The organism is Arthrobacter sp. Br18, assembly GCF_000520555.1.
Lineage (GTDB): Bacteria > Actinomycetota > Actinomycetes > Actinomycetales > Micrococcaceae > Arthrobacter_D.
The window spans coordinates 10,185-24,199 of the sequence record NZ_KI914862.1; the positions used below are offsets into that span (position 1 = coordinate 10,185).

Sequence of the window (14,015 nt, forward strand, 5' to 3'; positions counted from 1 at the left end):
TGGCGGCCCTGCCGGTACTCACCGACGCCGCCCTGGATCCGATCCGGCAGGCTGTCGCCCTCACCGTCGCACAGCTGGGGTCGACGCCGCTGATCGGCTTCGCTGGTGCGCCGTTCACCCTCGCGGCCTACATGGTGGAGGGCAAGCCGTCCCGCGACCACCTGGGCCCCCGCACCATGATGCACGCCGATCCGGATACCTGGCGGGCCCTGACCGAGTGGGCGGCCGACGCGTCGGGCCGGTTCCTTCGGGCGCAACTGGAGGCCGGCGCATCAGCCGCGCAGCTCTTCGATTCCTGGGCGGGATCACTCGGACTGCAGGACTACGTGCACCACGTCGCCCCGGCCTCCGCCCGCGCCCTGGACCACGTCCGCGGGCTCGGGGCTCCGCTGATCCATTTCGGCACGGGCACCTCCGAGCTGCTTGTTGCCATGTACGACGTCGGGGTGGACGTGGTCGGGGTGGATTACCGGCTTCCGCTGGCCGAGGCCAACCGGCGGCTCGGCGGGAAGGTTCCGCTGCAGGGCAACATCGACCCGGCACTGCTCCGCGCTCCCTGGGAGGTACTGGAAAGGCATGTGCTGGAGGTGCTTGCGTCGGGTTCCGCGGCGCCCGGGCATGTGGTCAACCTGGGCCACGGGGTGCCGCCGGAAACCGACCCGGAGGTCCTCACGCGCGTGGTCGAACTGATCCATTCGGTGGACCCCTCGGCATGAGCGGAACCGGCAGTCCCGGCGCCGGAGGCGGGCCCGCAACCGGGCCGGCTTCCGGAAGGCCAGGAACCCGTCCGCCGACCGTCGTCGTCGTGGGCGGGGGTATGGCCGGGCTCGTGGCAGCAAGGACCCTGACCCAGCGGGGGATCCCCGTGACGGTTCTCGAAAAGGGATCGCGTTTCGGCGGCAGCGTCGATTCGCGGGAGCTCGGCGGGTTCCGGCTCGACAGCGGCGCCGAATCCTTCTCCACCCGTTCCGCCACGGTTCCGGGACTTGCCGCCGACCTCGGCCTCGGGAACCTGCTGGTGATCCCTGAAGCCGCAGGCGCATGGGTCCAGCTTCCGGGAAAGGACCTGCAGCGCAGTGCGCAGCCCCTACCCAGTTCCGGAGTACTGGGCATTCCAGCGGATCCCACCGACGCGGGGACGGCGATGGCCATCGGTCGGGCGGGCGTACTTCGCGCATCCCTGGATCGTGTGCTGCCCATCGGAGCCCTCGCCACCCGGCCCGGCGTCAGCCTCGGCGAGCTCGTCCGGGCCCGGATGGGCGAGGACGTGCTGGACCGCCTCGTCGCCCCGGTAGCCGGGGGTGTGTTCTCGGCGGACCCTGACACGCTCGATGTCGACGCGGTGGCGCCCGGGCTGCGTGCAGCCATGGCCCGGCTGGGCTCCCTCGGCGCCGCTGCGGGCTCGCTGAGGGCAGCAGCTCCCGCCGGATCGGCGGTCGGAGGGCTCCGCGGCGGCATGGCGCAGTTGCGGGACGCACTCGTGGACGAGTTGACGGCCGCTGGTGTGGACCTGCGACGCGGTGAGACAGTTCGCGGGATCCATCGATCGGGAGATACATGGCTGGTCTCCACCGAGCACTCGACACTTGAGCGCAGGCTGCCCGCCCGCGCCGTCCTCGTGGCTACCGAGGGTCCGGTCGCCGTCGACCTCCTGACCCGCGTCCTCCCGCAACTGGCAGCCGAGCGCCCGCCCCCGGTGTCGGGGGTTGCCCTCGTCACGCTCGTGGTCACGGCGCCCGGTCTTGATGCCTCCCCTCGCGGCACGGGGGTGCTGGTGGCTCGGGGCGTCCAGGGAGTGTCGGCCAAGGCGCTGACGCACTCCACTGCCAAGTGGGCATGGCTGCGGAAGCAGGCAGGGGCGGGTGTGCACGTCCTCCGGCTGTCCTATGGGCGGGTGGGCGACACCGCGGGCGGCGCCGGGCCCTCGACCGCGAACGACGCGCTGTTCGGCGCCGCCGTCGCCGATGCCTCCGCGCTGCTCGGTGTGCGCATTGATGCCGCGGATGTGCTCGACTGGGATGTGGTGCGCTGGGCGGGAGCACTGCCGCACGCCGCAGTGGGACACCGGGACCGGGTCGCTCGGATACGGGCCGCCGCGGCGGCCGCCGGACCCCTTGAGATCTCCGGCGCGTGGCTTGCCGGCACAGGGCTCGTTGCGGTGATCGACGACGCGCGGACGCGCGCCACTGCGCTCGCCGACACGCTCGACGTCGAGCGGTAGGACCGCTGCCGTGTGACGTTGCTTACTTCTACGGGTTGTAGAAGAATAGAATTTCGAATTGCTCCGGCGCAAAGGCAGACTAGTACCATGAGTGAGCTAATCGGTACGAACGCTTCCCCCGACCCCTCGACCGAGCCCGCGGGCGGTGTTTCGCCGGAAGCTGCCGCCGACGCCGGAGGGGAACTGTTCTTCACGCTCTGGACCGTCTTTCGGCGCGGCGGAGCGACCGCCTCAGCGGACAGCCTCGAGGACGTGCTGGGATCGCTGGAGGGGACCGGCGTCGTCGTCCGTGGTTTTTACGACGTCTCCGCCATGCGGGAGGATGCCGATGTGATGGTCTGGCTCCACGGCCCGCGTGCCGAGGACCTGCAGTCCGCCGTCCGGCGCATCCGCCGCACCGGCACCTTCGCCGGAACCAGCGTCGCCTGGTCCGCCATGGGTGTCCACCGCAGCGCGGAGTTCTCGAAAAGCCACAGCCCGGCGTTCTCCCGGGGCGTCGCTCCTGCCGACTGGGTCTGCGTGTACCCGTTCGTGCGCTCGTACGAGTGGTACATCCTCCCCAGCGAGGAACGCCGGGGGATGCTCTACGACCACGGGATGAAGGGCCGCGAATATCCTCAGGTCCTCTCCAACACCGTGTCCTCCTTCGCACTCGGTGACTGGGAATGGATCCTGGCCCTCGAAGCCCCGGAACTGGTGGACCTCGTCGACCTCATGCGGCATCTGAGGGAAACCGAGGCCCGCCGGCACGTGCGCGAGGAAGTACCCTTCTACACCGGCCGCAGAATTCCTACCAACGAGATCGCAGAGGTGCTCCAGTGACGACACAGGCCTTCAACCCCCTCGACGGGGTGGACGAGACAGGACGGATGGCGCCCAAGGACTACGACGCCGTCGTCCTCGCCTCCTTCGGCGGGCCCGAGGGGCAGGACGACGTCATTCCCTTCCTGCGCAACGTCACGCGCGGCCGCGGCATCGACCTCCCGGTGTACTGGGGCAACCGGAACTGGGCGCCGTTCATCGCCGACACCCTGCAGGAGGCATACGACGCCGGGCACCGACGCGTCCTGGCCGTCACCACCAGCGCCTACTCGTGCTACTCCAGTTGCCGCCAGTACCGCGAGGATCTCGGCATGGCCCTCGTCAAGACGGGGCTCGAGGGCAAACTCGAGGTCGACAAGGTGCGCCAGTACTTCGACCACCCGGGATTCGTGGAGCCTTTCGTCGAGGGAGTCACCGCCGGGCTCGGCACCGTGCGCGCCGCCCTCGAGGCGCGCGGTGAGGCCGGCGCTCCCGTGCACATCATGTTCGCCACCCACTCCATTCCGATGGGCGACGCCGAGGCCGCCGGTCCGCGCGCGTCCGGAGGCGGTCCGGTGCATGAGGAGGGCGCCTACGTGGCCCAGCACCTTGCCACCGCACAGGCCGTGTTGGATCGCGTGCCCGGGGCCGCAGGCGTCGAGTGGTCGCTCGTGTACCAATCGCGGTCGGGTGCTCCGCACATTCCGTGGCTGGAGCCTGACATCAGCGACGCCCTGCGGGAACGCGCCGGAACAGGAACCAGGGGGGTGGTGATCGTGCCGCTCGGGTTCGTCAGCGACCACATGGAAGTTGCCTGGGACCTGGACACCGAGGCACTCGACACCTGCGGTGAGCTCGGGATCGTTGCAGACCGCGTGCCCACTCCGGGTACCCACGAGAAATTCGTGGCGGGCCTGGTCGACCTCATCTCCGAGCGCACCATCGGGAACAACATCGCCGAACGCCCGTCCACCACGGCTCTGGGCCCCTGGTACGACGTCTGCCGTCCCAACTGCTGCGCCAACCGGCGCGGCGAGAAACCCACCATTGCCGCCGTAGATGCGACAGTGGGAACGCCGCTTCCCAACCCCGGGTCCTGATGGCCGGGGCCATCCGTGTCGGAACCCGGGGCAGCACGCTCGCGCTCACCCAGACCACCACCGTCGCCGAGCGGATCGCCGGACTGTCCGGGCGGCAGTACGAACTGGTGCGGGTCCGCACGGAGGGCGATGTCCACAAGGGATCGCTCTCGCAGATCGGCGGCACGGGAGTCTTCGTGGCGGCCCTGCGCGATGCGCTGCTGGAAACCCGCTGCGACGTTGCCGTGCACTCGCTCAAGGACCTCCCGACGCTCCCCGCACCCGGCCTGACCGTTGCGTCGGTGCCGGCGAGGGCCGATGTCCGGGACGCCCTGTGCGCCAGGGACGGACTCACCCTCGCCACGCTGCCCGACGGCGCGACCGTCGGAACCGGTTCGCCGCGCCGCGCCGCGCAGCTCAGGTCCACCCGTCCCGGCCTGCAGGTCATAGACATCCGGGGCAACGTGGATACGCGGCTCGGCCGGGTGGCCGGGCTCGTGGACGGAGCGCCCGGCGACCTCGACGCCGTCGTACTCGCCGCAGCCGGGCTGCTCCGGCTCGGACGCGAAGCGGTGATCACCGAATACATCGACCCTGCCGTCATGCTGCCCGCGCCCGGGCAGGGTGCTCTCGCCGTCGAATGCCGGATCGACGACGCCGACACCTCCCTCCGGGAAGCGCTGGAAGCCTACGACCACGCGCACTCGAGGCTGGCGGTGACGGCGGAGCGCGCCGTCCTGCTCCAGCTCGAAGCGGGCTGCGCTGCCCCGATCGGCGCCCTGGCCTCGGTGGCGGGGGACCGGCTGACCCTTGAAGCAGTGGTGTGCAGCCTCGACGGGCGGCAGATGATCCGCAGGACGCAGTCCACCGTGGCCGCCGACAGCGTCGGCGCGGCCGAGCTCGGCATCGCTCTCGCCGAGGACCTCCTCGCTGCGGGCGCCGCCGACATAGCTCCCCTGCAGGGCTGACGGCGGCGGCCGGAATGGAGCCTGCGCCGCTTCCGCTGGCAGGGGTGGTCGTGGTGTTCCTGCGCAGCCCTGACCGTTCAGCCGCCATGGCCCGCGAGGTGCAGCAGCTCGGGGCTGAACCCTTCGCGATGCCCCTCATCGATTTCGAACAGGTCCCCGGATTCGGGGAAGTGGCAGAGGCGCTGGTCCGCCTGGCGGAGGGCGGATACCAGTGGGTCGTCTTCACCAGCGTCACCGCTGTGGCGTCGGTCCAGCAGCATGCCCTTGCCTCCGGCCGGGAGCTGACGGCGATCCTCGGCAATGGAGTACACATCGCAGCTGTCGGCAACACCACGCGGGAGTATCTGGCGGGGGCATCAGTGGCGGCGCACCTCGTCCCGGAGCTCGACCAGTCCGCGCAGGGTCTGCTCGATGGGATGCCCGCAGGCCCGGGTTCGGTGTTGCTGCCCCAGGCCGATATCGCCGACGCGGCGCTCGCGGAGGGCCTGGCTGCCGCGGGATGGACCGTCGACCGCGTGACCGCATACCGCACGGTCGACTACCCGGCGGCCGCCGGGCGGCGCCTCGTGGTCCCGGTCCCTCCGGACGATGGTCGGGCGTCAGCAACGATCGACCTCCGGCAATTCCGCCGCCTCGCCGGAACGGACGCGACCGTCGCTGTTGTCGTGACCTCACCCAGCAGCGCCCTACGATTTCGTGGGATGCTGGAGAAGGAAGCGTCGCGGGACCCCGGCGTCGCTCCGCTGGTAATCGCGATCGGCCCCAGCACCGCGGCTGCCGCGGCGGGCGCGGGACTTCGCATCGACGCCGTCGCGGCCCTGCCCACGCCCGCGGGAATAGCGGACGCTGCCGTTCGCGCCGTCACGAACAGACGCACAGCACCGAAGAATGGAGTTCTCCCATGAGTTTCCCCCAGCACCGGCCCCGCCGGCTGCGGTCCACCCCCGCCCTGCGGCGGCTCACGGCGGAATACCGGGTGAGTCCCTCAGACCTGATCCTGCCCGCCTTCATCCGCGAGGGCTTGACCGAGCCGTCGCCGATCCTCTCGATGCCGGGGGTTTTCCAGCACAGCACTGAGTCCCTGAAGAGGGCCGCTGCCGTTGCCGTGGAGCGGGGCGTCGGCGGAATCATGCTGTTCGGAATCCCCTCGCACCGGGACGCGACGGGCAGCGCCGGCATCGACCCGGAGGGCGTGCTCAACCGTGCCATTGCCGACGTGCGCTCCGAGGTGGGGGACTCGCTCGTCGTCATGAGTGATGTGTGCCTTGACGAGTTCACCGATCACGGCCACTGCGGGGTGCTGGCGGAGGACGGCAGCGTCGACAATGACACCACCCTGGCGCTCTACGCACGGATGGCCGTGGAGCAGGCGAACGCGGGAGCCCACGTGCTCGGCCCCTCGGGCATGATGGACGGCCAGGTCGCCGTCATCCGGCAGGCGCTCGACGACGCCGGCCACCAGGACACCGTGGTGCTTGCCTACGCCGCGAAGTACGCGTCGGCCTTTTATGGGCCGTTCCGGGAAGCCGTCGACTCCCAGCTGAAGGGCGACCGCCGTACCTACCAGATGGATGCGGCGAACCGCCGGGAGGCGCTGCTCGAGGTGGAACTCGACATCGAGGAGGGTGCCGACATGGTCATGGTGAAGCCTGCCATGAGCTACCTCGATATCCTGGCCGACGTCGCAGCGGTGTCCCGGGTCCCGGTGGCTGCGTACCAGGTGTCGGGGGAGTACGCGATGATCGAGGCCGCCGCGGCGAACGGCTGGATCGATCGGCGCCGCGCCATCGAGGAGTCGGTCCTCAGCATCAAGCGGGCCGGCGCACAGATGATTCTGACCTACTGGGCCCCGGAGCTTGCTCTATGGCTCGGCGACAATTCCAACTGAGGACACCATGGCTACTTCCGAAGAACTGTACGAGCGCGCACGTTCCCTGATGCCGGGCGGGGTGAATTCGCCGGTGCGGGCCTTCGGCTCCGTGGGCGGGACACCGCGGTTCCTGGTGGACGCGCATGGCGCATACGTCACCGACGCCGACGGCACAACCTATGTCGACCTCGTGGGTTCGTGGGGACCGGCGCTGCTGGGCCACTCACATCCCGACGTCATCGCGGCGGTGCACCGCGCCGTGGACCACGGACTGACGTTCGGAGCGTCGACGCCGGCGGAAGCCGACCTCGCGGAAATCGTTCGGAAGCGGGTCTCCGCCGTCGAGCTCCTGCGGATGGTCTCCACCGGCACGGAGGCCACCATGACGGCGGTGCGGCTGGCCCGCGGTTTCACCGGACGCAACCTCATTCTCAAGTTCGCCGGCTGCTACCACGGCCATGTGGACAGCCTCCTGGCGGCCGCCGGTTCCGGCGTCGCGACGCTGGCCCTCCCAGGTTCCGCTGGAGTCACGGAAGCGACGACGGCGGAAACGCTCGTGCTGCCGTACAACGATGTCGCGGCGGTCGAGCAGGCCTTCGCGGAGCACGGACCGCGTATCGCAGCAGTGATCACTGAAGCCGCACCGGCCAATATGGGCGTCGTGACACCGCAGGAGGGCTTCAACGCCTTCCTCTCCCGGATGACGACCGAGCACGGTGCGCTCTTCATCGTGGATGAGGTCATGACGGGCTTCCGGACCTCTCCCGGGGGCTATTGGGGACTGACCGGAGGGGCGGTGGACTCTCCGGATCCGTGGACGCCCGACCTCCTCACCTTCGGGAAGGTGATCGGTGGCGGTGTTCCCGCTGCGGCCCTGGGCGGCCGTGCGGATGTCATGAACTACCTCGCCCCGATCGGTCCCGTGTACCAGGCCGGGACCCTGTCCGGTAACCCGCTGGCCATGGCGGCCGGTGTAGCCACACTCACGGCCGCCACCGACGACGTGTACCGCCATGTGGATGCGCGTTCCCTCGAGCTCTCCTCCGCGCTTTCCGACGAGCTGGGGCGCGCAGGCGTGGATCACTCCATCCAGCGCGCAGGGAGTCTCTTCAGCGTGGCGTTCGGTACGTCGCAGAACGGTGTGCGCAACTACGCGGATGCGCAGGCGCAGGAGGCCTTCCGCTACGGGCCCTTCTTCCATTCCATGCTGGGCTCCGGCGTTTACCTCCCACCGTCGGTCTACGAGGCGTGGTTCCTTTCGGCGGCCCACGATGACGCTGCCATGGAGAAGATCTTCGGAGCGCTTCCCGCGGCGGCGTCGGCAGCAGCGCAGGCGCAGCCTGCTGTCTGAAGCTCATGCTGAAGTCGACCGGCGCTTGCGGGCAGGAGTGTCCAGCGCTCCCTCGGAAGTCGGCAGGCGCTCGCGGGCGGCGTGGCCCCGGACTCAGGCCGTGAGGACGTCAGACAGGGTTGCGGCGGATCCGATCGGCGGCACAGGCTTGTCCGGCACTTCCGCCGGAATGAGCGGCCAGGCGCACTCGATCACGGCGGCGGGATCGGTGCGTCGAAGGTATTCCTGGAAGTTCGCAGCCTGCCGTTCAGCCCAGACGAGCTGGGAATCGTGGAGCTCTTCCGCGGGACGGTCCAGCATCGGGAACCGCTGGGCCAACGTCGCAGCGACGCGGAGTGTTGCCTGCACGTCCGCGGCGGAGGTGTGCGCGTTCTCGAATTCGATTCCGTAGTGGGCGCACATCGCGGTGAGGGTTCTCTTTCCCCTGCGGTACCTGTCGGCCTGCTTGTCCAGAATGAACGGGTCAAGAACTGGTCGCGGGTTCGGCGTGGGTACGCCGTGCCGCTCGCCCTCACGGGCCAGGACCGTGAAATCGTACCGGGCGTTGAAGGCCAGGACCGGAATTCCTGCGTCGAACAACCGGGCCAGGACGGCGCCCACCTCCCTCACGACTCCTGCCACGGGCTGTCCATGGTGCCGGGCGTGTTCGGTGGACACGCCGTGGATGGCAGCGGCTTCCGCGGGAATGGGAATTCCTGGGTCGGCGAGCCACTCATGGTGTTCCAGGGGCGCCCCGCCGCCGTCGACCAGCAGGATCGACGCCGTCACGATACGTGCGCCCTGGGGATCGCGCCCGGTGGTCTCAAGATCGAAGGCGGCCCGGGGAAGTTTCTGCCAGCTGGTCATGCGCCAAGGCTAGCGCGGGCCGCCGACATTCCCGGACGGGCCCCGGCTAGGCTGGACGGCATGAGTAGGGAACTTCCCCCAGCTTTTCCCTGCCGGACCAACGCGCAGTTCAACGGCCGTTCCGTCGATGGCCGTTCCGTCGATGGCCGTCTCGACTACGGCGAGGCGGTCCTCGAGGTAGCGCGCCTCGTTCCCTCCGGCCGCGTAGTCACGTACGGGGATGTCGCCGAGCTCCTCGAGGCAGGCGGACCGCGCCAGGTCGGGGCAGCAATGAGCCGCGGTGGCGACGATGTGCCGTGGTGGCGCGTCCTGCGGGCCGGAGGTCTGGCCCCGCGCGGACTCGTGGAGCGTGCCCTGGATCACTACCTGCGGGAGGCGACGCCGCTCCGGCACCGTGCCCCCGGCCCGGAAGGAAACGCCGGACCGTTCGCTGTGGACCTGGGCCTGGCCCGGTGGGTGCCCGAAGCGAAGGAACTCATGGCCGTGGAGGGTGTTCGCGCACGCCTCGGGTGTGCTGGCACTGAAACGTCCCCCGCGCCGCTTGACCGAAAATGTCAGTGCGAAGTGATGGACTTGAACCATGACCGTAATTCTTGATGGCCCCGACGCGTCGGGTGGTCCGTCCGGCCAACTGTCCTGCCGCATGACCAGCGCGACGCTCATTGCACCAGCACCAGCTTCTGCGACTGCCGCGCGGATTGCTGCCATGTCCGGACCAGTTCTTGTCCTCGGCGGCCCTGGTACCGGAAAATCGACGCTCCTCGTCGACATCGCCGTCCACCGCATCAACGGTGGAACGCTCGAAGCATCCGAGGTGCTCCTGCTGGCACCGACCCGGGCCTCGGCGTCGCGCCTTCGCGACGACCTGACCGACAAGCTCAGTCGAAGCCTCAGCACTGCACCCGCGAGGACCTGGGCCTCCTACGCATTCGATCTCATCCGACGCGCGAAGGCTGAGGGACGGATGCCCGAACTCCGGCGTGCCCCGCGGCTCCTCTCCGGCGCCGAACAGGACCTGATCATCAAGGAGTTGCTCACAGGCCATGGCAAGGACGGTGCGCCGGTCATCGACTGGCCGCAAAACCTCGCTCTGGCTCTTGGAACACGGGGGTTTCGGCAGGAAATCCGTGAGCTCTTCGACCGCGTCAGTGAGTACGGGGCCTCAGCCGAGCAGCTACAGCAGTGGGGCTACCGCTTCGATCGCCCGGACTGGGTCGCGGCGTCAGCTCTCTACGGCGAGTACCGGGATGTCCTCGACCTGCGCATGCCGGAGGCCTTCGATCCTGCAGGGATTCTGGGCGCGGCACGTGCGCTCCTTGAACTGGATGAGGAGTTCCTCGCCCAGGAACGCCGGCGCGTGAAGCTCATCCTGGTCGACGACTACCAGGAAGCCAACCCCGCGATCCACGCGCTTCTCGGGCTTCTTTCCACCGGCAGGGACGCCGTCATCACCTCCTGCCCGGACACCGCCGTGCAGGGTTTCCGCGGAGCCCGTCCCGAACTCACCGGCCAGCTTGAACAATTACTCTCGCCCGGAACGGACCTGGCCTCGGTCGTGCTCCCGGCATCACATACGCTGACGGCGCCACTGGCCGAGGCGTGGCGCAACGTCGCATCGCGTATCTCCACCGCGGGGGTGGCCTCCGGTTACAGGATGCTCGCTCCGCGGGCCGTGGCGCTGTCCGACGCGATGTCTGACGCGCCGGCACTCCAGCACACGACGGACGGCCCCGCGCAACCGGCCTCTGGGACCGGACCTTCCGTGGCTTCCCACCTGGTCGACTCGGTCTTCCACGAACAGCGCTATATCGTGCAGCGGATACTTGAGGCCCATTTGTTCGGCGGGCGGAGTTTCGATGATGTTGTTGTGATCGTCCGCAACGGGGCCCAGGTCAACACTGTGCAGCGTTTCCTGGCCGCGCAGGGAATCCCGGTCAATGTGCCGGCGTCCGAAACGGCAATCCGGGACGAGCCGGCCGTCCGGCCGCTGCTGGACATCTTTTCCGTGGTGGTGGGGGACCGCACGCTGGACCCTGAGCTGGGTGTGTCGCTGCTGACATCCCGCATCGGAGGCGCAGGGACCCTGGAGTTGCGGCGCCTGCGCCAGGTCCTGCGGCAGAGGGAACTGCAGGACGGCGGCGGGCGCATGAGCGACGAGCTACTGGTGGACCTGCTGACGGAGCCCCTGGCGGTTTCCGGGCTCGGCAGGGAGGCCGCTCCTGCCCGTCGCATTGCGCGGATGATCCAGGCCGGCAAGGTCGCTCTTGCCGCTCCGTCCGCCGATCCCGAGACCGTCCTGTGGGAACTGTGGGCCGCAAGTGGTCTCTCCGACAAGTGGTCGGCGGCGGCCCTGGGCGAGGGGCAGGGCTCGGTACGGGCCGACCGCGACCTCGATGCCATGCTGGCCCTTTTCCAGACCGCGGAGCGGTTCGTTGACCAGATGCCCGGGGCCGCGCCCCAACTGTTCCTCGAATACCTGCTGAGCCAGGAACTCCCTATGGACACGCTTGCGGTGCGTGCCCGCCGCCGGGCATCGGTCTCGGTGCTCACTCCCGCAAGCGCCGCCGGCCGGCACTGGCCTTTCGTGATCGTCGCTGGACTTCAGGAGGGAATCTGGCCGAACCTGCGCCTCCGCGGAGAACTGCTGGGCTCGGGCGAGCTTCAGGCACTCCTCGACCACGGCGCATCGTTCCGGCAGCACCGGCAACCGCTCAGTCTCCTCCAGGACATCCGGTTCGATGAGCTGAGAACGTTTTCGACCGCTGTCTCCCGTGCGAGCGAAGAACTGATCTGCTGCGCCGTGTCCTCCGCGGATGATCAGCCGTCACAGTTCCTGGATCTTGTCGATCCGCTGCCCCCTGGCATCACAGAGCGTCCGAGAACCGAAGTTCTGCGGCCACTCACGCTCCGCGCCCTTGTCGCCGAGTTGCGGAAATTCGCCCAGGATCCTGCCAACCCCGCTCTGGCGGCCGAAGCAGTGCAGCATCTCGGGAGGATGGCGGCCCGGACTCCGGGGATACCGGGGGCGGACCCCTCGCAGTGGTGGGGGCTGCTTCCCCTCAGCACGAACCGGCCCATTGTGCCGCCCGATGCGCCGATTCCCGTCTCGCCCTCGAAGGTCGATGCCGTACTTACGTCTCCGTTGAGCTGGTTCGTTGCGGCCGCCGGCGGTGAGAAGGCCACTGACTTCGCCCGGTCCCTCGGAACTCTTGTCCACGCGATCGCGCAGGATATGCCCGAAGCGACAGGCACCGAATATATCGCCGAACTCGAGCGGCGCTGGCCCACGCTCGGCATGAAGGATACGTGGGAGGGAAAGGCAGACCTGCGCCGGGCAGAGAGCATGGTCAGGAAACTTGCCGCCTACGTCATCCTGGGACGGCAGTCCGGTCGGAAGCTGCTCGCCACCGAAGTCGACTTCGAGGTTGACCTGCCGTTCGAGGAGGAGGGCCACGAGCGGATTGCGCGGCTGCGGGGGCAAATCGACAGGCTTGAGGAGGATTCGAAGGGACGGGCCGTCATCGTCGACCTCAAGACCGGCAAGTCGGCGCCGGCGAAGAAGGACATCGAGGGGCACCCGCAGCTCGCGGCCTACCAGGTTGCCGTCAATGAGGGAGCGCTTGCGGGCGAGGGGACGGCCGACGAGTCGGGTGGCGCATCGCTTGTCCATCTCGGTACGAAGAACAAGGGGGCATCAGTGCAGGAGCAGCCTCCCTTGGACCCGTCCGATGGTTGGGCTCGCGCCATGATCGAGGAGGCCGCACGGCTGATGTCGGCCGCGTCCTTCGAGACGGTGCACGATCCCCGGCGTTCAGGGTTCGGCGGAAGCGGTTGCCGTCTCCCCGAAGTATGTCCGCTCTGCGCAGAAGGCCGGCAGGTGACCCAGTGACGGCTCCTGCTGCACCGGAGCCGTCCGCCGGGACGACGGAGGAGCAACCTCCTCCGCACTACTCGGCGCGCAGGCTTGCCGAGCTGCTTTCTGCCGACTCCACCACGCCGGTGCAGTACCCGACCAACGACCAGGTGCGGGTGATCGAGGCACCGTTACAGCCGCAACTGGTGATTGCCGGTGCCGGTTCAGGCAAGACCAAGACCATGGCGGACCGCGTGGTGTGGCTCGTTGCCAACTCTCTGGTTCGGCCCGAACAGATTCTGGGTGTCACGTTCACCCGCAAGGCCGCCGGGGAGCTCGGCACCCGCATCCGGCAGCGGTTGGCCGCCCTCCATCAGGCACTGGGCCAGCAAGGGGACACCAGCGCCGATCCCGGTGGACTCGGCGACCTCGATCCGGCCGTGTCCACCTATCATTCGTTCGCCAACGGGATTGTCCAGGATTACGGGTTGAGGATCGGCGTCGAACGGGACTCGGTCATGCTGGGTACCGCCCAGGCCTGGCAACTCGCCAATTCCGTCGTGGAAGCGTACCAGGGCGAGTGGGGACACTTCACAGCAGCAAAATCCACGCTTGTGAAGGGTGTCCTCGACATGGCGGGTGAGTGTGCAGAGCATCTGGTGACGCCGTCCCAGGTGCGGGCTGCGCTGCGCCAGCAGATCGACGCGGTCCAGGGCTGGGAGTATGTTGCAGGATCCTCCCGCAAACCGGCGCAGGGCGTGGAAGCGCTCCTCAACAGGCTGCGCACCCGTGTCAGCGTCACGGAACTGGTCGAACAGTACGCGGAGGCGAAGCTGGCCCGCAGGCAACTCGATTTCGGCGACCTGGTTGCCCTTGCAGCGCGTATCGCCCAGGAAGTGCCCGAAGCTGTCGCGCTCGAGCGGGAGAAGTTCCGGGTGGTCCTGCTAGATGAGTTCCAGGACACCTCGCACGCACAGATGGTGCTGTTTTCGCGGCTCTTCGCCGACGGCCGTGCAGTGACGGCCG

General features: G+C 68.8%; 12 protein-coding genes. 11 read left to right on the top strand and 1 reads right to left on the bottom strand.

The window, feature by feature from the left end; translation table 11 throughout:
- The 8 genes from Y704_RS20130 to hemL form a co-directional block, all read left to right on the top strand.
- On the top strand, positions 1–716 hold a 716-nt coding region (locus tag Y704_RS20130), incomplete at its 5' end, for a uroporphyrinogen decarboxylase family protein (protein ID WP_035772175.1).
- Positions 713–2,221: a protoporphyrinogen oxidase gene (gene hemG, locus Y704_RS0109240; RefSeq protein ID WP_026549911.1), complete on the top strand. Its 1,509-nt coding sequence runs from the start codon at positions 713–715 to the stop codon at positions 2,219–2,221. The genes Y704_RS20130 and hemG, both read left to right, overlap by 4 nt.
- A gap of 87 nt (positions 2,222–2,308) precedes the next feature.
- Complete coding sequence (gene hemQ, locus Y704_RS0109245) at positions 2,309–3,043, top strand: hydrogen peroxide-dependent heme synthase (RefSeq protein WP_026549912.1); 735 nt, start codon at positions 2,309–2,311, stop codon at positions 3,041–3,043.
- A gap of 47 nt (positions 3,044–3,090) precedes the next feature.
- Positions 3,091–4,122, top strand: a complete 1,032-nt coding sequence (locus Y704_RS20135) for a ferrochelatase (RefSeq protein ID WP_051476867.1) — start codon at positions 3,091–3,093, stop codon at positions 4,120–4,122.
- The gene (hemC, locus tag Y704_RS0109255) at positions 4,122–5,069 is read left to right on the top strand and encodes a hydroxymethylbilane synthase (protein ID WP_026549913.1); all 948 of its coding nucleotides are present in this window, start codon (positions 4,122–4,124) and stop codon (positions 5,067–5,069) included. The genes Y704_RS20135 and hemC overlap by 1 nt, the downstream gene beginning before the upstream one ends.
- A 14-nt stretch (positions 5,070–5,083) precedes the next feature.
- The gene (locus tag Y704_RS20140; RefSeq protein WP_035772182.1) at positions 5,084–5,974 is read left to right on the top strand and encodes a uroporphyrinogen-III synthase; all 891 of its coding nucleotides are present in this window, start codon (positions 5,084–5,086) and stop codon (positions 5,972–5,974) included.
- The gene (hemB, locus tag Y704_RS0109265) at positions 5,971–6,957 is read left to right on the top strand and encodes a porphobilinogen synthase (RefSeq protein WP_026549914.1); all 987 of its coding nucleotides are present in this window, start codon (positions 5,971–5,973) and stop codon (positions 6,955–6,957) included. Before Y704_RS20140 ends, hemB begins: the two co-directional genes overlap by 4 nt.
- A gap of 7 nt (positions 6,958–6,964) precedes the next feature.
- Complete coding sequence (gene hemL, locus Y704_RS0109270) at positions 6,965–8,290, top strand: glutamate-1-semialdehyde 2,1-aminomutase (RefSeq protein ID WP_026549915.1); 1,326 nt, start codon at positions 6,965–6,967, stop codon at positions 8,288–8,290.
- 93 nt (positions 8,291–8,383) lie between these two features.
- Here hemL and Y704_RS0109275 read toward each other — a convergent pair whose 3' ends face one another.
- The gene (locus Y704_RS0109275; protein ID WP_026549916.1) at positions 8,384–9,136 is read right to left on the bottom strand and encodes a 3'-5' exonuclease; all 753 of its coding nucleotides are present in this window, start codon (positions 9,134–9,136) and stop codon (positions 8,384–8,386) included.
- 60 nt (positions 9,137–9,196) lie between these two features.
- Between Y704_RS0109275 and Y704_RS23380 the strand changes: the two genes are divergently transcribed.
- The 3 genes from Y704_RS23380 to Y704_RS23385 form a co-directional block, all read left to right on the top strand.
- Positions 9,197–9,733, top strand: coding sequence for an MGMT family protein (locus Y704_RS23380; RefSeq protein ID WP_081747517.1), 537 nt, complete (start codon positions 9,197–9,199; stop codon positions 9,731–9,733).
- Positions 9,717–13,025 carry an ATP-dependent helicase gene (locus tag Y704_RS0109285; protein WP_081747518.1) on the top strand — a complete coding sequence of 1,103 codons (3,309 nt, stop codon included), beginning with the start codon at positions 9,717–9,719 and terminating at the stop codon, positions 13,023–13,025. Before Y704_RS23380 ends, Y704_RS0109285 begins: the two co-directional genes overlap by 17 nt.
- An 83-nt stretch (positions 13,026–13,108) precedes the next feature.
- Positions 13,109–14,015 (top strand): UvrD-helicase domain-containing protein (locus Y704_RS23385; RefSeq protein WP_253904278.1); only part of this gene is annotated, 907 nt, incomplete at its 3' end.